The sequence below is a fragment of the Pseudomonas cyclaminis genome (assembly GCF_015163715.1).
Classification (GTDB): Bacteria; Pseudomonadota; Gammaproteobacteria; order Pseudomonadales; family Pseudomonadaceae; genus Aquipseudomonas; species Aquipseudomonas cyclaminis.
Map to the genome: position 1 here is coordinate 1 of NZ_JADDUM010000066.1, position 20,249 is coordinate 20,249.

The 20,249-nt window shown below is 53.1% G+C and carries 18 protein-coding genes and 3 pseudogenes; 13 read left to right on the forward strand and 8 right to left on the reverse strand.

Annotated elements, in window-relative coordinates; genetic code table 11:
- The first annotated feature begins 303 nt into the window (after nt 1–303).
- On the forward strand, nt 304–612 hold the full coding sequence (locus IQK56_RS10315) for a hypothetical protein (protein ID WP_193862364.1): 309 nt from the start codon (nt 304–306) through the stop codon (nt 610–612).
- Here IQK56_RS10315 and IQK56_RS31110 read toward each other — a convergent pair.
- Nucleotides 604–798 carry a nitroreductase family protein gene (locus tag IQK56_RS31110; protein ID WP_246500193.1) on the reverse strand — a complete coding sequence of 65 codons (195 nt, stop codon included), beginning with the start codon at nt 796–798 and terminating at the stop codon, nt 604–606. The genes IQK56_RS10315 and IQK56_RS31110 overlap by 9 nt on opposite strands.
- A 320-nt stretch (nt 799–1,118) precedes the next feature.
- Nucleotides 1,119–1,217, reverse strand: a pseudogene (locus tag IQK56_RS31115) (nitroreductase family protein); the annotation flags it as partial.
- Nucleotides 1,218–1,375: 158 nt separating this feature from the next.
- Between IQK56_RS31115 and IQK56_RS10325 the strand changes: the two are divergent.
- The 6 genes from IQK56_RS10325 to IQK56_RS10350 all read left to right on the forward strand — a co-directional run bounded on the left by IQK56_RS10325 (nt 1,376) and on the right by IQK56_RS10350 (nt 8,336).
- The gene (locus tag IQK56_RS10325) at nt 1,376–1,990 is read left to right on the forward strand and encodes a TetR/AcrR family transcriptional regulator (RefSeq protein WP_193862365.1); all 615 of its coding nucleotides are present in this window, start codon (nt 1,376–1,378) and stop codon (nt 1,988–1,990) included.
- Between the two features lie 723 nt (nt 1,991–2,713).
- Nucleotides 2,714–4,357: a CocE/NonD family hydrolase gene (locus tag IQK56_RS10330; RefSeq protein WP_193901667.1), complete on the forward strand. Its 1,644-nt coding sequence runs from the start codon at nt 2,714–2,716 to the stop codon at nt 4,355–4,357.
- Between the two features lie 62 nt (nt 4,358–4,419).
- The gene (locus tag IQK56_RS10335; protein ID WP_193901669.1) at nt 4,420–5,331 is read left to right on the forward strand and encodes a SphA family protein; all 912 of its coding nucleotides are present in this window, start codon (nt 4,420–4,422) and stop codon (nt 5,329–5,331) included.
- Between the two features lie 135 nt (nt 5,332–5,466).
- Nucleotides 5,467–6,276, forward strand: coding sequence for a TetR/AcrR family transcriptional regulator (locus IQK56_RS10340; RefSeq protein WP_193862369.1), 810 nt, complete (start codon nt 5,467–5,469; stop codon nt 6,274–6,276).
- Nucleotides 6,277–6,583: 307 nt separating this feature from the next.
- Nucleotides 6,584–7,801 carry an acyl-CoA dehydrogenase family protein gene (locus IQK56_RS10345; RefSeq protein ID WP_193862370.1) on the forward strand — a complete coding sequence of 406 codons (1,218 nt, stop codon included), beginning with the start codon at nt 6,584–6,586 and terminating at the stop codon, nt 7,799–7,801.
- A 13-nt stretch (nt 7,802–7,814) separates the two neighbouring features.
- The gene (locus IQK56_RS10350; RefSeq protein ID WP_206691798.1) at nt 7,815–8,336 is read left to right on the forward strand and encodes a flavin reductase family protein; all 522 of its coding nucleotides are present in this window, start codon (nt 7,815–7,817) and stop codon (nt 8,334–8,336) included.
- A 74-nt stretch (nt 8,337–8,410) separates the two neighbouring features.
- Here the strand turns inward: IQK56_RS10350 and IQK56_RS10355 are convergent, their stop codons facing one another.
- Nucleotides 8,411–9,310 carry a LysR substrate-binding domain-containing protein gene (locus IQK56_RS10355; RefSeq protein WP_193862371.1) on the reverse strand — a complete coding sequence of 300 codons (900 nt, stop codon included), beginning with the start codon at nt 9,308–9,310 and terminating at the stop codon, nt 8,411–8,413.
- 126 nt (nt 9,311–9,436) lie between these two features.
- Here IQK56_RS10355 and IQK56_RS10360 point away from each other — a divergent pair, with 126 nt between their 5' ends.
- From IQK56_RS10360 to leuD, 6 genes are all read left to right on the forward strand, one after another.
- A complete protein-coding gene (locus tag IQK56_RS10360) occupies nt 9,437–10,297 on the forward strand; it encodes a dioxygenase family protein (RefSeq protein WP_193862372.1) in 861 nt (286 codons plus the stop codon).
- A 14-nt stretch (nt 10,298–10,311) separates the two neighbouring features.
- Entirely contained in the window at nt 10,312–11,115 is an 804-nt protein-coding gene (locus tag IQK56_RS10365) for a citryl-CoA lyase (protein WP_193862373.1), read from the forward strand.
- Between the two features lie 240 nt (nt 11,116–11,355).
- Nucleotides 11,356–12,510: a CaiB/BaiF CoA transferase family protein gene (locus IQK56_RS10370; RefSeq protein ID WP_193901671.1), complete on the forward strand. Its 1,155-nt coding sequence runs from the start codon at nt 11,356–11,358 to the stop codon at nt 12,508–12,510.
- A 2-nt stretch (nt 12,511–12,512) separates the two neighbouring features.
- Entirely contained in the window at nt 12,513–13,280 is a 768-nt protein-coding gene (locus tag IQK56_RS10375) for a hydroxypyruvate isomerase family protein (RefSeq protein ID WP_193862374.1), read from the forward strand.
- Complete coding sequence (gene leuC / locus IQK56_RS10380) at nt 13,277–14,680, forward strand: 3-isopropylmalate dehydratase large subunit (RefSeq protein ID WP_193862375.1); 1,404 nt, start codon at nt 13,277–13,279, stop codon at nt 14,678–14,680. The genes IQK56_RS10375 and leuC overlap by 4 nt, the downstream gene beginning before the upstream one ends.
- A complete protein-coding gene (gene leuD / locus IQK56_RS10385) occupies nt 14,677–15,306 on the forward strand; it encodes a 3-isopropylmalate dehydratase small subunit (protein WP_193862376.1) in 630 nt (209 codons plus the stop codon). The genes leuC and leuD overlap by 4 nt, the downstream gene beginning before the upstream one ends.
- A 516-nt stretch (nt 15,307–15,822) precedes the next feature.
- Here the strand turns inward: leuD and IQK56_RS10390 are convergent.
- The 5 genes and pseudogenes from IQK56_RS10390 to IQK56_RS10405 all read right to left on the reverse strand — a co-directional run.
- A pseudogene (locus IQK56_RS10390) lies at nt 15,823–16,507 on the reverse strand (alcohol dehydrogenase catalytic domain-containing protein); the annotation flags it as partial.
- A gap of 37 nt (nt 16,508–16,544) precedes the next feature.
- Nucleotides 16,545–16,871 carry a PAS domain-containing protein gene (locus tag IQK56_RS31740; protein WP_425274550.1) on the reverse strand — a complete coding sequence of 109 codons (327 nt, stop codon included), beginning with the start codon at nt 16,869–16,871 and terminating at the stop codon, nt 16,545–16,547.
- A 167-nt stretch (nt 16,872–17,038) separates the two neighbouring features.
- Nucleotides 17,039–17,329: pseudogene (locus IQK56_RS31745) on the reverse strand (PAS domain S-box protein); the annotation flags it as partial.
- Nucleotides 17,330–17,812: 483 nt separating this feature from the next.
- Nucleotides 17,813–18,862 (reverse strand): AraC-like transcriptional regulator QhpR, encoded by a 1,050-nt coding sequence (gene qhpR / locus IQK56_RS10400; protein ID WP_193862378.1) that lies wholly within the window; start codon nt 18,860–18,862, stop codon nt 17,813–17,815.
- 309 nt (nt 18,863–19,171) lie between these two features.
- Nucleotides 19,172–20,149 (reverse strand): phosphotransferase enzyme family protein, encoded by a 978-nt coding sequence (locus IQK56_RS10405; RefSeq protein WP_193862379.1) that lies wholly within the window; start codon nt 20,147–20,149, stop codon nt 19,172–19,174.
- Nucleotides 20,150–20,249 lie beyond the last annotated feature (100 nt).

Genomic DNA, 20,249 nt, shown 5'->3' on the forward strand with positions numbered 1-20,249 from the left:
CCTAATTAGGTGGACACCATTTCTAGCCTTTTAAGCGGGTCTTTCCATGCAGCCACAACGCCGATCCTATTCCAAATCCTTCAAGGCCCAGGTAGTCCAAGAGTGCGCTCAGCCCGGCGCGTCGATTGCCGTAAGGGGCCGGCGAACACACCTTCCGAACCCCGGAATTAAGGTCGATTGTGTCCGCGTAATTTAAGCGGACGCAATTACCCTTAATATCAGGATCGCCATGCGTGAACGTAAGTCCTACTCAAAATCCTTTAAGCCCAAGTGGTTCACGAATGCCAACAGCCTGGTGTTTCCGTGGCGGCCATCGCGATGAGTCACGGTATCAACGCTAATGTCGTACGCCGCTGGTTACCGCTTTTTCGTGATCAGCAAGCAGTCGTGTTGCCAGCGTTTGTCCCCGTCAACGTCGCGCCGGTCAATTCCAAGCCAAAGGCTCAAGCGTCGGCGGTTATTGAGCTGCCATTTGGCGAGCAAACCATCACGGTGAAATCAGCCTGGGCGTCAGGAAACGACCTGCATAACCAGAGAAAAAAACTCGTTAAGTCGCAAGCGGCAGTCTTGGCGCATGTCGGGCTCTGTGAACCAGAGTGTGTTTCAGTGTGAAATGACGATGTCTGAGATCGGGTTGCGCCACCGATCTTCGATTCGTGCATTCTCGGCCCGATAACCAAGAGCGATCACCAGCGGGACGACGGCACCTCTTGGAAGGTCGAGAAGCTTGGCAACTTGGGAGCCTGAAAATCCCTCCATCGGGCATGTATCGATACCCTTCGCCGCTGCGCCAAGCATGATGGTCTGAGCCGCGAAAATAGCGTTGCGCGCAGCCCACTGCCCCCCCCGATGTGGCCTATAGGAATTAGGGAAAGTGTCGGCTTAATAAGCGCTGCGAGCGCGACAAGTGGTGACCACAGAACAGAAGAACCCATACCCAGAATTTTCTGGAACATACCTATCTGTTTGCGGTAGTAGATCTTCGAATCCGCTCCCAGCGCAGAGGAGCTTTCCACGTGTGCAAGTTGGGCGTCGGCGGTGCGTAGCCCTAAAGCAGGGCTAGCCACGATCACAATAAACTCCGCTGCCGATGCTGCTGCTTTCTGGCCGTTGCAGGCGATGGCCAGGTTGGCTTGTAACGCACGGTCGCGAACCCAGTGAAACTGGTAAGGCTGCATATTACCGCTTGAGGGTGCAAAGGCCGCCTCTTCCAGCAATGCCTCGACGTCGCTCGGCTTAATGGAAGTGTCGCTGAAGTACGGGGTCTTGTGTGTTCATGATCATGAGTACTCGATTCGTGAATGACGTTGTGTTTTCACAAATCAAATCGTAAGTTAAAGCTTATATTTTAAAAACTCATGTTCTGGAGGTCACCTTGCGGAAAACCCGAACACCCATCAAACCCAAGAAAATTCCCTCTCAGGCGCGCTCACGCGCGACAGTGGACGCGATTATCCAAGCGGCGACTTACATTTTGACCAAGGTTGGCTGGGAAGGGCTGACGACCAACCCTATCGCCGAACGTGCAGGCGTTAACATTGCTTCGCTATACCAGTTCTTCCCGAATAAGGAGGCAGTGATCGCTGAATTGCAACGACGACACGTCGCCGACACGCGCACTGACTTGCTCAACGTATTGCACGTCTTGCCGACCCAGCCGACGCTGCGAGAGGCACTGACGATGATCATAGAGATGATCGTTGCCGAGCACCGCGTTGCTCCGGCTCTGCACAAAGCCATTCATGAGGAGCTGCCGCGTACGATCCGGGAAATGGAGGAAGAAAAGGACTCGCTACAGCAACAGTTTGCGCAGGCGCTGAAGCCGTTTATGAAAAACGTACCTGATCCGGATCTCTCGATCTATCTCATGGGTATCGCGGCACATGCAATTATCCATACAGTCACGGCGGATAAGCCAAAACTTCTAGCACAACCAGGATTTGTTCCGGAGGTGGTGACACTGCTTGAAAACTACCTTTGCAGGTCTTAATGCATAGGCGCGAGACTGCCAAATTGATAGAGGCTAATTAGGGGTTTAGAGATTGCCATAAGAAGCTCATTCCAAGGAATTGAGGTGCTGGATATGATTAAACCACAACGAACCGCAAATATAGTAAGCGTGAACTCATAGCAATATGCAGAGGAACGTCCCCCGGACAGCCTTAGTTTATTCAGTAGTCAACATGTGACTCAAAAAAAACGGTAATTCCAGCTAATACCTCTTCTGGCAAAAGCGTATCCAAATCAGCGGCACGTAGGGAGTCATAAGGGCATCGGCCTCCCGCGATAACGCTATGAATCACCCCGGAACGTGAACAGCTCGAACGGTTGCTCGCCGCGCTCTGAGCCTGCATGCAAAACGGTAGGTGGCAGCGGCATACGTTCGGATGTCCACCGAGCATCAGCAATACTCGACCGAGAATCTGCTCGATACCATTCCCCTCTAGAAGCTGAGCAGGCGTGATGGCGTAACGCCTCTGGCGGATAGCTGAACTACCCTGCATGGCCCGCGACACACGCGGCCCAAATCATGCGTTTCAGCAATAGTAAACCTGAAAAAATCAGTGACAGCATCGATCAAACGGATCGAAAAAGGTCATTTCACATTCAATAATTCCTATCGCAGACTCAATTTCAACCGATGTCGAGCATCCGCTCGCCTCGACGCAAAGGCGAAAAGCTTCTTCGAATTACAATAATAAGAGGTTCGAAAATGAGTTCTCAAAACCATAGCCGATTTCGTGACGGCACTTCCCTAGCGCTAGGTGAATACCCTGGGTTTAATCCGCAGTCCCGCTCGATCACTGATGACATTTTGTTCGAACAGGACGTCAGCATTGAGCTAAGAGACGGGACTGTAATCTACGCAGACATCTACAGACCTGCCGGAATGTTGAACGTCCCATGCATCATTGGATGGGCTCCTTATGGAAAACACCCCCATCTGAGTTTCGATTCCTGGCCAGGCGCCGAGGTACCCACCGGGTCTGTATCCGAATACACACCCTTTGAAGCACCCGATCCTCTGGTTTGGTGCAAAGCGGGGTACGCACTGCTGTTCCCTGATGTACGCGGCACCTGGGGCAGCGGTGGCGAGGCCTCATTCTTTAGCAAGCAGGAAGCAGAAGATGAATATGACGTCATCGAGTGGGCCGCACGCCAACAGTGGTGCAGCTCCAAGGTTGGCTTGCTAGGTGTTTCCTACTTGGCGGTCAGCCAGTGGGGGGCAGCCGCTGAGCAGCCTCCTCATCTGGCCGCCATCATTCCTTGGGAAGGGTTTACCGATGTTTATCGGGAGCTCTTCTTCCACGGGGGAATTCCAAACACTCAGTTTTCCGAAGGATGGCAGTCCTTGGTCAGCTTCTCGCAGAGCCGAGTTGAGGACATCGCTACCGCGATGGCAGATCACCCTAAGCTTGATGACTACTGGAAAGCCAAGCTACCCAACCTTGAGGCCATCAAGGTTCCTGCCTATATCGTTGCCAGTTGGACAGACCATGCTCTGCACACCCGAGGTACGCTCGAAGCCTTCAAACGTATAGCCTCTGAAGACAAATATCTGGAGGTGCATGGGAGGAAGAAGTGGCAATATTTTTACAAAGACGAAAGCGTGCGCAAGCAAATTGCGTTCCTGGATCGCTATCTAAAAGGCGTGGACAACGAGGTAAAAGATTGGCCACGTGTGTGCATCGAAGTTCGCGACAGCTTCTACCAGGGTGAGGTGCGTTCAGAAAACGAGTGGCCGTTAGCAAGAACGGACTATCAGAAATTGTACCTTGATAACACAACCCTCACCTTGACCGCCAACTCAGTCCTGCAGGAGACAACTCGCTCGTACGTCTCGACGAATGCGGATCGGCTCTGCTTCGATATCAAATTCGATGAGCAGATAGAGCTGACCGGACACTCGAAACTTCGCCTTTGGCTGGCCGCAAATACGGCCACTGATGCAGACGTGTACGTTGGTTTGCAGAAACTTGATGCAAACGGAGAGGTAGTGAACTTTCCTTTCTTCTCCACTTTTGATGATGGAATAGCTGCGTTGGGATGGTTACGCGCTTCACATCGCGAACTAGACGAGGCCCGCTCCACCGACCACCAGCCAGTTCACTCACACCGTGGGATTCAACCTTTGGAGCCCGGCGTGCCTGTTCAGCTGGATATCGAAATCTGGCCTGCCAGTACCCGATTTGAGGCCGGTGAATCACTTCGGGTAGTTATTCAGGGTACAGACATCCACCGATATCGGCCTGGACTCTTCGCGGCTGGTCACTACCTTTCGAACAATAGTGGAAAGCACACAATTTATTGCGGAGGCCAATACCAGAGTTACCTGATCGTCCCTGTGATTAAGTAATAAGCTCGCCCCTCCGTCGCCCTCGACGGAGGCCCAACTATAAAAATAATGGCAAAAACTTTATGCACAGAGAAATTAAAAGTTTCGCGGTTTCGTGCGCGCTGATTTTAGGACTTTTTATAGCAAACGCAAACTCTACAGAAAACGGTTTATCCAACTATCCTGTAGGCGTTAGCACAGCGTTCAACGGCTTGCTTCCAGCACCTGGTCAGAGCTATTTCTACAACTACGCTCAATACTACAAAGCCGAAAGCTTTCGAGACTCTGATGGCAAGAAAACCATCCCAAAATTCTCAGCTGAATTGATAGTGGATGCTCCCAGGGTTGTACATACTTGGAATGAGCCGCTTGGCCCATTTAGTCTGTCTACCGGTGTGATCGTTCCTCTACTCCATGTATCCTCGACGGTGTATGGCCAAAAGGAAATAAAAAATGCTATAGGAGACGTGATCGTCCATCCACTAATGATCGGCTATTCAAACCCTTCGCATAATTTCTTCACGTTCTTATCACCATTTGATATGGCATTGCCAACTGGGTCGTATGATAAAGACCGTATTGCGAACACGGGGCAAAACCACCTTGCCTTTCTTCCAAACTGGGCAGTCACCTGGTTCCCCACGCCTAGGACAGAAATATCAACAGCGCTGACTGCCGAAATTTACACTAAAAACCACGACACCAACTACCAGTCAGGCACTGTAGTGAGCGGAGAGTTCTTGTTGGGCTATTCGATCACAGAAAAATGGCAAATAGGTATTCAAGGCTTCTACTCAAAGCAGGTCTCCTATGACAAACTTGACGGTGAGACATACTTAGATGGCTTTCGCGGCCAAAGCGCTGCTTTGGGCCCACAAGTCCGCTACACCATCTCTCCGGGTGTGGCGATAGTCGCGAAATACCAGCATGATTTTGCCGTTGAAAACCGCTCCAAGGGAGATCATTTCTGGATTCAGTATGCGTTCCCTTTCTAGATCGTAAAATTTGAATGAAAGTCCCTCCACCAAACCGCCGGCGCTGAAGATCAGCGCCGTTTTTGTTCCCGCACGGCACCGCCTTAACACCTTCCGCAGAATCGAGATAGACTGCGAATGAAGTGACTGACGTCCATGAAGACACTGGTGCCATCCTTGGTAGAAGCCCTAAGTCTTGTGCTACGCACCTCTCCAAAAACTACGACAACGGCTGTTCCTATGTCTCATCAACGAGTTGATAAAACACAGCACAAAGCCCCCATCCGGGCCAGACTAATGGATGCAGCCCTGAAACTGATCGAACGGGACATGGATTGCAAACTGACTATTGACGAAACGGTGAAGGTTGCAGGGGTTTCCAGAGGAAGCTTTTACAACTATTTCGAAAGTATCGAGGAATTGCTTCATGCGCTCAGCCATGAGCTGAGTGACCAAATGGTGCAGGATATATTACCAATGTACGGTGTTCTTATGGAGCCGTGGCAGCGTATTTCGGTAGGTTATAGACTTTTCATGGTTCGCGCATTTATGGATCCAGCATGGGCGACCTTCGTGACACGCCATGAAGCCTGGGAGCATAACACTCTGGTTTCTAATTACGTGGCCAAGGATATTCAGGAAGGTGTTGCAAAAGGATTTTTTAATGTCAAATCCATTGTGGCCGGGACAGACTTTCTGATGGGCGCTTCTGCCAGGGCGGTAGATTCCATAAGGCGAGGAGTTCAGTCTCCAGGCCTGTATATGGAGACTCAGGTTCAGATGATCATCCACAGTATGGGCTGTCCTCGAGATCTGAGCGAAAGCGCTGCAGAGTTCTCTCTAACCTATCTCAAGATGTGGGCCAAGGGCGGATTAATTGGTAAACCATCAAAACCTTTCTGGGCAAGAAACATACATTCATCGTTGGGAAAGGCCTTTCTTCAATTTGGAGATACTGACCAATGAATAGGTAGGCGGCTCGAGTTCCCATGTCCACCATCGATTCATACAAGTGAATGCATCTCTCAACCGGCAATCCTTGACGTTGAGTTCCAGCTGTGATTTTGACAAAATGTCAATTTCTCATTGTTTTTTTCTTTAAAAACAATTGGTTATGCACAATTCTACGAATTTGCAGTCCCGCAATCGTCTCTTTATCTTGGTTTGTAAGACGGATCGCTACACCGGCCCGGCTGATTAAGAGCTTTCTTATGGTTTTAGCAAGCCAGGTAGAGCTCCCGGAATTCCCAAGAACAATAAAGAGAGAATTACCATGCTTAGCAATGCAACCAAACTTCGTGAGATCTCCCCTTCCGACGATGTTGCTCTGACACTCCTCAAAGAGCGCCTTGTCGGGATCCAGAGCACTCTAGCCAAGAACGCTGCTGAGTCCGAGCAAAAACGCCGGGCACACGAGGAAAACATTCAGGCGATTGCTGAAGCAGGCGGCTTCAAGCTGATGGTACCCAAACGCTTCGGTGGCATGGAATCCACGATTCGAGCTCACTTGGAAGTGACTGGTATTCTGGCAGAGGCGTGCGGCGGAACCGCTTGGGTGACGGCCTTGACGAACGTATGTGCTTGGTTGTCTGGACTCTACTGTGAGCAGGCCCAAAATGACATTTTCGTACATAACCCGGACGCTCGCGTAGCTGGCGTTTTTGCTCCTTCCACGGCGACACAACGAGTTGCTGGCGGGTTGCGTGTCAGCGGCAAATGGTACTCCTCGTCGGGGATCCTTCACGCGGACTGGGCAATGGTTGGCGTGCTCGAGATGGATGACCAACAGCAAGTCGTCGGCCATTACATGGCCCTAATCCCTAAGCAGGATTTTTCGATTGACGACACCTGGTTCACCTCTGGCATGAGGGCCTCGGGTAGCAATTGCATTGTAGCGTCTGATGTGTTTGTACCCGACCATCGCCTCCTCGACATGCGTGCTGCGCTCTCCAGCGACTATGCGACAGAATTCTCTTCCGAGACGGCTTATCAGAAACCGTTGATGCCCATCGCAGCTCTCATTTTGGTGGGGGCACAGCTTGGCCTGGGACGCGCCGCCTTGAAACATGTACTTGGTAAGGCACACCAGCGCGGCATCGCCTACACCAACTATGGTCGCCAATCGGACTCCGTCATCTTCCAGGCACAGGTCGCTGACGCTGCCATCAAACTCCACACCGCAGAACTGCTGGCTCTGAGCGCTGCCGATGAAATTGATGCTTGTGGTGCCGATCTACGCAAGATGGACTACGTCGACCGTGCGCGTATTCGGGCAGTCACCGGTGAGGTCGCCAAGACTGTCACCGATGCAATCGATATTCTCGTTTCCGCCCATGGCGCTGGCACTTTTGCTGAAACGAGCCCGCTTCAGCGTTACTGGCGCGATGCCAACGCGGCGGCGCGACACGCTATTGTGCTTCCGGCTGTAGGTAAAGAGGTCTTTGGCGAGGCTCTGCTTGGAATCGAAAGCAAAGTCACCAACTTGGTCTGAGGGGAGCAAAGTCATGCATTTGGCAAAAGTGGATGTAACCGAAGCAGCCCCAGTAACGATTGATGGCATGCTCATGCGGAAGGCGATGGGCACCTTCGCGACGGGCGTGACCGTAGTCACTTTTTTCGCAGGAGGTGAGCCTGCGGGAATGACCGCCAACGCTTTCATGTCGGTATCCCTAGATCCCGCCCTCGTCGTAGTTTCAGTGCGTAAGCAATCTCGTTTCAACGAATGGGTGAAGAAAGGCGTCAGCTACGGTGTGAACATTTTGGTCGAAGACCAACTGCACATGAGCTCTCATTTCGGTGGCAAGCACAACCCGGAACTCGTGCTCCCATTCGAGGTTGACCAAGATGCGCCACTTCTTACTGGGAGCATGACTCATGTGATCGCCCGAACCAGGGATATCCATGATGCTGGCGATCACTTTCTGTATGTGGGTGAGGTTCAGTACCTGCATACCAACCCTGAAAAGCAACCTTTGCTGTTTTTCAGTGGCGCTTACGGAAAGTTGCATGCCCCCAAAGTGGGTTGATCGAGCTGCGCGCAGTGCCAAGCCGACACTCATGCCGGCTTGGTCGCTCAGCACCAAGGCCTTTTAACCAAGCTTTAAGTTTCACTTGGCTGTGCGCTGGACTCCGTCGCTCGACGTACAACAGCTGCAAACTGCCGAAGCATTGGGTCGTCTGATCCTCCTTTCTTCCACAGCAATCCAGGGGTGCGAATGGGGGTGGGGTTTTCCAATGCGATGACCGCCAGGCCTTCTCTTGCACCTACCGCAGCTTCCGCAACGATGCAGGCTAGGTCGGTATTTCGTACAAGCTCGACCATGGGCATGAGAGTGTTCATCTCTACTACCACGATTGGTTCGGCGCCGGCAGAACGAAAACATTCGTTCAGTTGTTTGCGCGTGCTGAATGCCTTGGGAAGCAGGGCCATACGCAGGTTGTGAAGCTCAACCATGCGCAGCCTTTTGCGCTTGGCCAAAGGATGTGACGAGCTGACAACGAGTTTCAGCTCCTCGTTGTAAAGCGGCTCGAACCAGAGCTGCTCACCTTCAGTGGGACGATAAGCAATGCCTAAGTCAAGCTCACCGGCCACAAGGCGTTCAATAATCATGTCTTGCGATAACTCCTCTGCCAGAACTCTGACCTCAGGGTTTCGCATCAGAAAGTTGGCAATACAGCCCGGAACCAAGCTGACGTTGAAGCTGTAGGTAGCACCTACCCTCAGATGCCCTGTTGCCGATCCCGGCTTGAGGGTTAGCGCATTGGTCGCAAGATCGATCTGCTTGAGTGCGGGAAGGATCTCGGACAAAAGCCTGTCGCCGGCTTCGGTGATCAAGACTCGTTTTCCGACCCTGTCGAACAATGAAACACCAAGCTCCTCTTCCAGCTGTTTGATCTGATGGGAGAGCGTCGACTGAGTGACATGAGTGCGTTCCGCCGCTCGTGTGAAATGGAGCGTTTCAGCCAGAGCGGCAAAGTATCTGAGGTGACGGAGTTCCATAGAGCACCTTTAACGAGTGATGCCATCGATTATTTTTATGGATATTAATCATTTTTATCTGTGCATGTCTCATCTTAATCTCACCTTCAACCACCGTGATCGCTAATAAAAAAAAGGATTCCCGAAATGGCCGAGTTTGATACCAAGGCGCACTTGGACGAGGTTCTTCGCAGCTTCGACCAATGCCCTGACCCACGTTTTCAAGAGATCATGACTTCCGTGATCACTCACCTCCATGCATGTATTGAGGAAATCAAACTACAGCCCGAAGAGTGGATCGCCGCCATCCAGTTCCTCACTGCAACCGGGCAGATCTGCACGCCGAAGCGCCAAGAATTCATCCTTTTATCCGACCTGCTGGGTGTATCCACCCTCACCATTGGCATCAACCAGCATCGAGGCGACGACTGCCTCGAAGAAACTGTGGAGGGCCCTTATTACTGGGAGGGCGCCCCAACGCGAGCAATGGGTGACGACATTTCGGAAGGTGTGAAAGGCGAGAAAACCCTGTACCACGGTCGCCTCCTAGATGGTGCCGGCAAGCCCATCGCAGGCGCGCTCCTAGATGTTTGGTCTGGTGATGGTGAGGGCAACTATGACATGCAGTTGGGTGACGACGTGGGGATGCTCGCCAGGGGTAAATTCCTGACTGATGAGAAGGGCTGCTACAGCTTTTGGTCTATCAAGCCCACCTACTACCCAATTCCTACTGATGGGCCAGCAGGCCTCATGCAGTCGAAACTTGCACGCCATCCGAACCGACCTGGGCATATCCACTTCAAGCTCTCGGCGCCTGGATTCCACCCCATCAATACCCAGCTGTTTCCTGGAGATGGCCCGTACCTGAGCTCGGATTGCGTCTTTGGTGTGAAGCCTTCCCTGATCGTCGACTACGTCCAGCACGCACCAGGTCATGCAGCGGACGGCAGACGCCTTGACCAAACGTTTTACAGCGTCCCCTTCGATTTCCGCCTCACCGAAGTTTGACCCGGAGCCAGATCATGAAAATTGGTAAAGAAACGATCCCTCGCAGTGCTATCTGCACTTCGAACGAAGAAACCATCGTCGTGCGCGGCCTCGACTTGTGTCAGGAGGTGATCGGCAAGACCTCCTTCAGCGAATATTTCTTCTTGCTGCTGACAGGCCAGAAGCCAAGCGCTTCCACCTTGGCAGTGCTGGATTCAACCCTGGTTGCAATCGCCGAACATGGCTTGGTACCCAGCGTTCAAGCTGCACGTATGACCATGGCCGCATCGCCGGAAGCTTTGCAGGGCGCCGTTGCTGCGGGCCTATTGGGCTGCGGCTCCGTCATCCTCGGAGCTTCTGCCAACGCAGGCGTCATGCTCAGCGAGGTCAAAGCATTGGTAGACAACGGGACTGATATCCATGCGGCGGCTCATGAAATCGTTAGCAGTTACCGCACAGCGAAACGTCCGATTCCAGGTTATGGACATCCACTTCATAAAGACCGCGACCCGCGTGTCTCCGCTCTCTTCAATACCGCCGAATCAGTCGGCTCAGATTTGAGCTACGTGCATATTGCTGAGGCCATCGAGCGCATCATTCCGAGCATTGTGGGCAAAGAGCTGAAGCTCAATGTCTCAGCCGCTATACCCGCCGTATTGCTGGGCGCAGGCTTCCCTTTGCAGGCCCTGCGAGGCGTACCGATCCTGGCCCGGAGCGCCGGCCTGGTTGCGCACCTTTATGAAGAGCAGACGTCTTCGCCGATAGGTTTCGCCCTTTCTTATCAGGCGACTCGCGAATACGAGTACACCGGCACCACACCACCTGGGTACGAGCCTTAAGGGTTGGTTCGTATTCTTCTTCAAACAATTGGCTCGTCATGCGACACGTTTGGACATCGGCTGTGTGCCATTGAACCTTCCTTTCGCTGCGGCCTGGCGCAAGGCAATCGCAACGTTCAGCGATGTATCGCCTAACGTCCCCAGACATGCGCCGTCAGCATAGGTCGTGAAGCAGTCGAACAAAGTGGTCTTTCATCGTAAGACTCGGACTCCTTTCCACCGGTATTTAAGGCAAAGACAATGGCAAAAGTTCTCTCAGGTGTACGTGTAATCGAACAAGGTACGTTCATCACCGGCCCCAATGCCGGCATGCTCCTCGCTGATCTTGGAGCCGAAGTCATTAAGATCGAACAGCCTGGTACGGGTGATCCTTTCCGTGCGTTTGAGGGGGGCCTTTACAGCCCACATTTCCAGACTTACAACCGCAACAAGCGGAGTGTCACGCTCAATACCAAAAATCCGGATGATCTGGCGATCTTCGACGAGCTCATCGCCAGCGCCGATGTCTATATTCAGAATTTCCGGCCAGGCGCGGCTGAGCGTCTAGGTGCTGGTGAGGAGCGTTTGCGCAAGCTAAACCCCCGATTGGTCTACTGCGCCATCAGCGGGTTCGGCCAAGATGGGCCAGCAGCAACCCGGCCCGCTTACGATACCGTCGCCCAAGCCGCGAGCGGATTTCTCAACCTGCTCATCAACCCGGCCAACCCTCGTGTTGTGGGCCCGGCAATGGCTGACTCACTGACGGGTTTCTACGCGGCTTTCGGCATCTTGGGCGCGCTTTATGAGCGCAATGCAACTGGCCTCGGCAAGACTGTCGAGGTATCGATGTTGGAGTCGATGTGCTACTTCAACCTGGATGCCTTTACCCACTTCTTCTCTGCCGATGAAGTCATGGGGCCGTACAGCCGACCCAGCGTATCTCAGTCTTATGTCATCAAATGCAAGGATGAGAAATGGATCGCCCTGCACATGTCATCGCCTGAGAAGTTCTGGCAGGGGCTTGCCAATGCCATTGAAAAACCCGATCTGTTTTCAGATCCCCGTTTCTGTGCCCGTACTCAGAGAATCAAGAATCAGGAGTTGTTGATTGAGCTTCTGAGCAACGTCTTCGCCACCCATGACCGCGCAGAGTGGTGTCGCCGTCTGGAGGCCGAAGATGTACCCCACGCTCCTATGTACGACACCAGCGAAGCCCTAGAAGACCCTCAGGCCAAGCATCTTCAGCTAGAGGTCAGCACACATCACCCTACTGAGGGTACTTGGCGCTCCGTGCGGTTCCCTGTCTCTTACGATGGCCAGCGCTCGTTGGATATCACTGCCCCACCATTGCTCGGTGAATACGATGCAGAAGTTCGCGTTCTTTTGGGTGCTCGGAAGAAAACCCGAGGAGAATGATCATGTCCCCACGCTTCGCCGCCAACTTGTCGATGATGTTCATCGAGTGGAAGTTTGAAGATCGCTTCGCCGCTGCCCGTGATGCTGGCTTTGAAGGTGTCGAATTCTTTCCAACCGATGGATTAAGTGGTGGTCAATTAAGCAGGCTGCTGCAGCAGAACGAGCTGGAGCTTGTTCTTGCCAATATGCCGCTCAGAGCCGGAAGTAAGGGCTTTGCCGCTCTTCCTGACGCCGAGGCAGCCTTCAAAGTCGATTTTGACATTGCTCTTGAGCTGGCATTGGCGTGCGATGCTCCGCTGCTGCATGTGACGGCAGGCTTGGTAAGTGCTGCGGACAGGGTAGTAGCAAGTGACACTTTCAAACGCAATATCGACTGGGCAATGACACGCGCCGGCGGAAAAGTCGCCATAGTGATAGAAGCCATTAACCAAACAGCTGCCCCCGGGTACTTTATCCATTCTCTATATGACGCCCGTCGCTGGACTAGGGAGATACCGGGTTTGCGATTGATCATGGATGTTTACCACGCTGCCATGGAAGGCCTCGACGTGATCGCCGCAATCAACAGCACTCTCCCAGAAGCGGCCCATGTACAGCTCGCAGGTTGGCCAGGAAGGCATGAGCCCGATGTAGGTCAACTTCCTTTTGAAGCAATCCTCCAGAACATTGAGGCATTCGGCTATCAAGGATGGGTTGGCTGTGAGTACGTCCCTCAGGATCATACCCTGGATGGCCTCGGCTGGATCAAGCGGGGGACATCACTGCAATGAGCCAGACCCTATATGACAAGCTCTGGGATAGCCACGTTGTCGACGAGGACAGCGATGGCAACAGCATCCTGTATATCGATAGGCACCTGATCAATGAGGTGACCAGCCCCCAAGCTTTTGAAGGCTTGAGACTGAGCAACCGTACGCCCTGGCGCCCCCAAAGCATTATCGCTACTGCTGACCACAATACGCCCACTGACGCGGATGTAATCGAAGACGAGCTTGCTGAACAACAGGTAAAAACGCTCGACTCTAACATTCAGGAAACCGGTGCTCTGGCGTACTTCCCGTTCCGTCATGAAGATCAGGGCATCGTACATATCGTTGGGCCTGAACTTGGTATTACCCAGCCTGGCATGACCATTGTCTGCGGCGATTCTCATACATCTACGCACGGAGCATTTGGCTCCTTGGCGTTTGGCATTGGGACGACCGACGTCGAGCACGTTCTGGCAACGCAGACACTGCAGAGCAGAAGATCCAAGAACTTCAAAGTTAGTGTTTCGGGGCGTTTACCTGTTGGCACCTTCGCAAAAGATCTCGCCTTAGCAGTAGTGGGGCGGATTGGCGCATCGGGAGCGGTGGGGCACGTTCTGGAATTCTCGGGTGAAGCCATTTCCGAGATGAGCATGGAAGCGCGCATGACGCTCTGCAATATGTCTATCGAGGCCGGTGCCCGTGCAGGGTTGGTTGGAGTGGATGAAACCACAATCAGCTATCTCAAGGGGAGACGGTACACGCCATCCCTACGGCACCTAGCGGATGCGGAAGCCTATTGGCGGACATTCGTTTCAGACTCATTTGCACATTTCGATAAGGCGGTAGGCATCGATGTCGCATCCCTAAAGCCAATTGTCACTTGGGGTACATCACCTGATATGCAGATCGAGGTCGATGGCTCTGTGCCCGACCCTGATGATGAAGCTGACCCGCTTAAGCGCCATGCCATGGTGCAAGCGCTCCGCTATATGGGGCTCACTCCCCGCTCCCGACCTTCCGACATGATTGTCGATAAGGTCTTTTTCGGATCCTGCACTAACGCCCGAATCGAAGACTTGAGAGTCGCTTCCAGCATCGTAAAGGGACACCGTGTGGCGAAGACCGTCCGGCAGGCAATCGTGGTACCAGGCTCAGGAGCAGTGAAGCGCCAAGCCGAGGAAGAGGGGTTGCACGACATTTTCTTGAGTGCTGGTTTTGAATGGCGAGCTCCTGGGTGTTCAATGTGCCTGGGGATGAATGCCGACCGGCTCAGTCCGGGAGAACGGTGCGCGTCGACTTCGAACCGCAACTTTGAAGGTAGGCAAGGCTCTGGAGGGAGAACTCATCTGGTGAGCCCTGTTATGGCTGTACTTGCAGCAATTCATGGCCGGTTTGTTGATGCCAGGGAGCACATGCAATGACCGCGATAATCGTGATTTCTGGGGTAGCCGGATTCCTTGACCGTGACAATGTCGATACCGATGCCATCCTCCCCAAACAATTCATGAAGTCGATCAAACGTACGGGTTACGGTCAGTTTGCTTTTGATGAATGGCGCTACCTGGATAAAGGCGAGCTAGGAATGGACTGTTCGAAACGTCCCCTTAACCCGGACTTTGACCTCAATAAAACGGCTTATAAGGACGCAAATATTTTAGTAACCCGCAGCAATTTCGGCTGCGGATCGTCACGTGAACACGCGCCTTGGGCGCTGGCGGAATATGGCTTCAAGGCGCTGATTGCCGAAAGCTTTGCGGACATATTCAGAACCAACTGCTTGCGAAACCGAATTGCGCCTATCGTACTGTCTGCCGGCGATATCGACGCGCTGTTTCGACTGGCAGGGCAGCACACCACCATCACGGTAAACCTTGAGCAGCGAGAAGTCGAAAGCGACTTAGGTGTCATGCGGTTTTCTATGGTTGATGCCGAAAGGACTCAGATCATTGACGGTATGGATGAGATCAGTTTGACGTTACGCATGGCAGACAAAATTCGGGGCTACGAGAGCCGACGTCTGAAGACTCTGCCATGGTTGAATGGCTAGCTTGCGCCAGGCATAGGTGGCGATCCCACTGCAGAGTTTGATCAAAAAAGCCCCGTCGTTTTCTCGCCGGCTAATCGGCTTACCATTAAAGAGTTCCTGTGGTAGACATGCGCAGGCGGGGATGGAAAGCGAACTCCTGGTAAACCTGTGCGAATAAAGCCAAGACGCTGCATACACTGGAATTGCAGCACTTGCTCGTTTATTGGCAAATGGGTCATCGAACTACCTACCGGGTCGCCACACTCTGTCATTGCGGCTTTGACACCCTCAACAGTGGTCGAAGCGCGTTTCCACTGGGTGAAAGACGCCGGAGGCGGGCAGCCGGTGAGCAAAAGTACCGATGAGATCAGGACTGGGATGGTAATGATCTGAGATCTGCTGAACATATTTTGTCCTTAATTTATGCCAGGTCACGCCAATGGAGCCGATCTTTGTGGACATCAACTGAGATCAATAATCCTGCCACATGACCCTTACCGGTATCAGGCGTCACGTGGGCGGTAAGGTATGCCAGGGCTCAAAACTGGTGGTTGATCTAAGCGATGTATGAGCGGCGAGCTTTAAACGGTCGGGATGATTGTCGACCACGAACACCTGAGAGGCGCCCTTGATCATTGCTGAGTGGGCGGCCATTAAACCCACCGGGCCGGCGCCATAGATGGCAATGCTCTCCCCAGGAAGGGAGGCCCGCCAGCTCGGTTGCATGCCAGCCCGTTGGGAAGATATCCGACAGCATGACGTAATCTTCTTCACGCTCTTGCGCGTCGTCGGGCAGCACCAGGCAATTGAAGTCGGCATACGGCACCCGTAGCAGCTCTGCCTGCCCGCCCTGATAAGGCCCCATATCAGCAAATCCGTAGGCCGCGCTCGCACTACCTGGGTTAGCGGTCAGGCAGAATCCGGTCAGGCCTTTTTCACAGTTTTCGCAAAAACCGCAGCCGATGTTAAATGGCAGACATACACGGTCTCCTACCTTGACTCGATCTACGCCGGCGCCTACTTCAACGACCTCGCCCAGATTCTCATGGCCAAACACTCTGCCGGTTTCGAAAGAGGTTCGGCCTTCATACATATGCAGATCAGATCCGCAGATATTAGTGGCCGTCACCCGCACCAGAACGTCCGTAGGTTTTTCGATTTTGGCGTCCGGCACATTTTGCACACTGACGTCACGGGGGCCGTTGTAAACGATGGCTTTCATTGCGTTCTCCCAGAGGCAAGACGAAAGGGATTTTTCGTCAGCACATGTTTAATCTGTCCGAGAGAGCAAATCGTATGTTCAAGAAATTCGAGGCATGTCTGACGAGCGGTACATTCTCAAAATCGCTCAAAAAATCTGAATTATTCGCCCTCGTATCCATACCAGACGTGCGTCCCATCGACTTTTTTTCCGCATAAGACTCACCGCGCAGCCAACGAGTGCCTTTCTTCGGCAGGACTATCCGAAAATCACATGCCCAAGGTTCACCCGTTTTGACAGACTCTGCGGTTGCAGCGTGAACCAGCGCAAGGTCTTCTTCATGGACTCGTCTAAACAACGGGCTTTCTTTAAATCTGACACCCACGACCGCTTCAGGTTTGAGCTCAAAGACTCGCTCAAGGCTCTGACTACAGTACGAAAAGTAACTCTCACCCTCCTCGCGTAGAGATAGAGCACATTAGGAATACGCTGAGTGAGTAAATTCAAGAAGGCCTTGCCTTCATTGATCTCGTTTAGCAAGGCGATCCGCTCGCTGATATCAATGATGACGTTGATGTGCTCAATCTGCCCAGAGTCTGCGTCGATGATTTCCGCACATCGCAACTCACCGATGAAGTGGCTGCCATCCTTGCGGCGATAGGTCCGCTCAGAGCTAACACTCGAACCATAATCCTTGGACCGTTGGTGGATCAGCTTCTTGTCGATGAGCGAATGATGAGTCGGGGGGCCTGAATCGATGTCCCGTTCAACGATTTCCTCCTGCGCATGCAGAATATCGACATGATTGAGCCCCAACACTTCTTCGCGACTGAAACCAAACATTTTTTTCAGTACCCGCGCTGAACAATAGAATGCGTCCGAGAGAGTCCGTGGTAACGACCGCCACTTGGGTCACTGCATTCATCAAACTACGTAAGCGCGCATTCAAGGCATTGATGTTGCGCTTGCGCTCAGTCAGCTCCTCAAGGTGCGTTTCAGTATAATGTTGGCGAAGACGTATCGAGAAATGTAGCAGGCAAAGCACTAGTGTCTGAACAATCAGGGCAATCCCGCTCAGTCTACGTAAATATCCGCTGCTATCGGGGAGCCACAGTCCCCCGGCTATTACAACGCTCATGAGCAAACAGAAGAACATCCAAAGTGGATGGAGGTGCTTGTTCAGTCGTTCAAAGAGACGTCGTATCGAACAAGTCATATGACACCAGAGAGTAGAGTACTTGGTCCGGTAAACGATTAGCGGCCAGGTTACTCAAGGCGCTGATGGGAGCGAGTTCCGCGAATACCTTGGCGCGATTGGCAGCACTATTAGTCAGACTGACGCCATTGTTTCGGACTCACGCCATGCCACCGCCTGAATGCGCGCGAGAAAGCGCTGACCTCTGAGTAGCCAAGCAAAAGTGCGAGTTCCGAGATGGGCAAGTGGGCTTGAGTCAAATAGTACTGAGCCAATTCTTGGCGTACCTTATCGACCAGACTGGAAAAGGTCATCCCTGTCTCGCCAAGCCGACGTTGCAAGGTCCAGCTTGTCATTTGTAGATGTTCTGCCACTTGATCCAGGCAAGGGTCACCATTGGACAACTGGATTCGGATCTGCGCCTGTACATCGTTAATAATGCCATTGACACTCTGTCTTTCGCCCCCCTGACGCGCCAACAGGTCCATGCTTTCCATAACAATGGCTAACAGGCGGCTGTCGCGACCGGGCATGACTTTCTCCAGCACGCTGCGCCTGAACACCAGTGAATTACAAGGCTGACCAAAGAAGACGGGAGCATCGAAGGCTTTACAGTGTTCGTGCCACGCCTCGGGTTGCGGATGTTCGAAGTGGACGCGCTCAGGTGCCCATTTTTGCCCGATGGCATGGCGCATCAAGTTGGTGAACATCCCCAGAGACAGTTCGGCGTCCTGACGTTTGCGAAAAATCGCGCCGTACTGGACCTGGTAGTCGAGTCGACACCACTCACCCTCCACCTCTAGCCGCAGCAGACTACCTTGCTGATGTATAGGAAACACCTTTACGACGTTGCGCAGCGCATCCCCCAGAGTTTCCGAACATATGCCGACATACCCGAGCATACCCAGACCGTCAGGTTTGAACTGGTTGCCGTAACGCAAACCAAAGTTGTCGTCTTGGGTCTGGCGAGCGGCCTCTTCGAATACAGCGCAATACTGATTAAGATCCAGACTCAAGGTGGGATGTTGCAAATGCTCCGGATTGAGTCCCGCATGACCAAGAATTCGGTCTGCATCTCCACCTTTCTGCTGGATAAACTCAATCAAACCGGTTGCGGCCGAACTGAGAACTCCGATTGATTGAGGCTGATCGGCGAGTCGCCGTGTTGTAGAAAGTTGCATGGCAACCTCTCGCATAGTTGCGAATGGGGGTGCTATGACCGTCTGGCCAAGCACCACACTCCAGCAAATTCCATACCGTTCTGAAGACATGCGTCCTCAAGACCTTGCACGCCGATCGGTCGCGTTTGAATGTTCTCGAATGGTGCACCGTAAGCTGTGCCGGTGGTTTGTGGTGCACACATAAGCTACGACGCAGGAGAGTTATCACCTTGAATGCCACACAGCGTGCAGAAAAATCTAGCCTTTGCAGTGGCCACCACGCATCAGTGATGCTTTTGAATCAGTGTCAACGAGTGGGTTGTGAATATGTCATGTGTCGAGATAGCGGCGGCAGAGTTTGAGAGAGTTATCCACCCACAGAGCGCCCAACTGGCGAACGGTGGCTGTATCTGCGTGACTCCCCGTCCAGGCCAGAAGTTGAAGGCGACGCTGGATGATCAATGTAGGAAGAATATCCAGGTCATTCTGATCGAGGCTACTGACCCGCGTGTAGCCGGCTAACCAACTTTCGATCCAGCGCGGCGTATCAATGTGATCTTCATGAAAGCTTAGGGCCGACGCGAGGTCGTGCAAATACCAGCCGAAGCCACAATCATCAAAGTCGATAATGCGAGTACGTTCGCCATCGACCAGCAGATTCGCCAGACGCAGGTCCGCGTGGATCAGGCCAAAACGCGATGCTTGTTGACTGTAATTCGAGAGGCGCTTCTCGATGTTGCCAACAACCTGCTCAATCAGCGACCACTGGTTTCGTGGCAAGTGCGGCGCATGTTTCCAATGACCCCAATGTGCGTCACTGCCGACCATCCTCGGGTGGTCCCACGTCAAGCGCTGGAAGCCTGCAGGGGGTTGCCAAGTCCGGGCATGAGTATGCAAACGAGCATTGATCGCTCCCAGCCGCCGGAAGGAGGCCTGCAGATTCTGCTCCGAATGAGGCTCATGCCCCTCGATCCAATGGAACAACACCACCCAGTGGCTATCCCTCTCGGGCACAGACGCCCGCTGGATCAGCTCGCCGTTCTGTCCAGCTATCGGCTGCGGCACCTCAAAACCGTCAGCTTGCAGAGCGGCGAGCCAAGCCAGCTCGCTGGAGATGGCCTGATGACTGTGGTAGCCAGGGCGATGAATGCGCAGTACGAAGCGCTGCCTTGTCGGCGTAAACACGGCATAAGTGGCATTTTCTGACAGGCACAGAAGCTTGACTTCCCCCTGTTGTTCAGGGAGGTAGCAGTTTAAAGCAGCCTGTGCCAGGCGGTCGTACGTAGCGTTATGGGTGACGGCGGTCATCTCGGATCTCCACTGAATAAACGGTGACCCGAGGATGCCGAGTGTGGCGAGTTCAACGCTTGACGCATTGAGGCAAGTCGTTGACTAGCGAGCACAAACC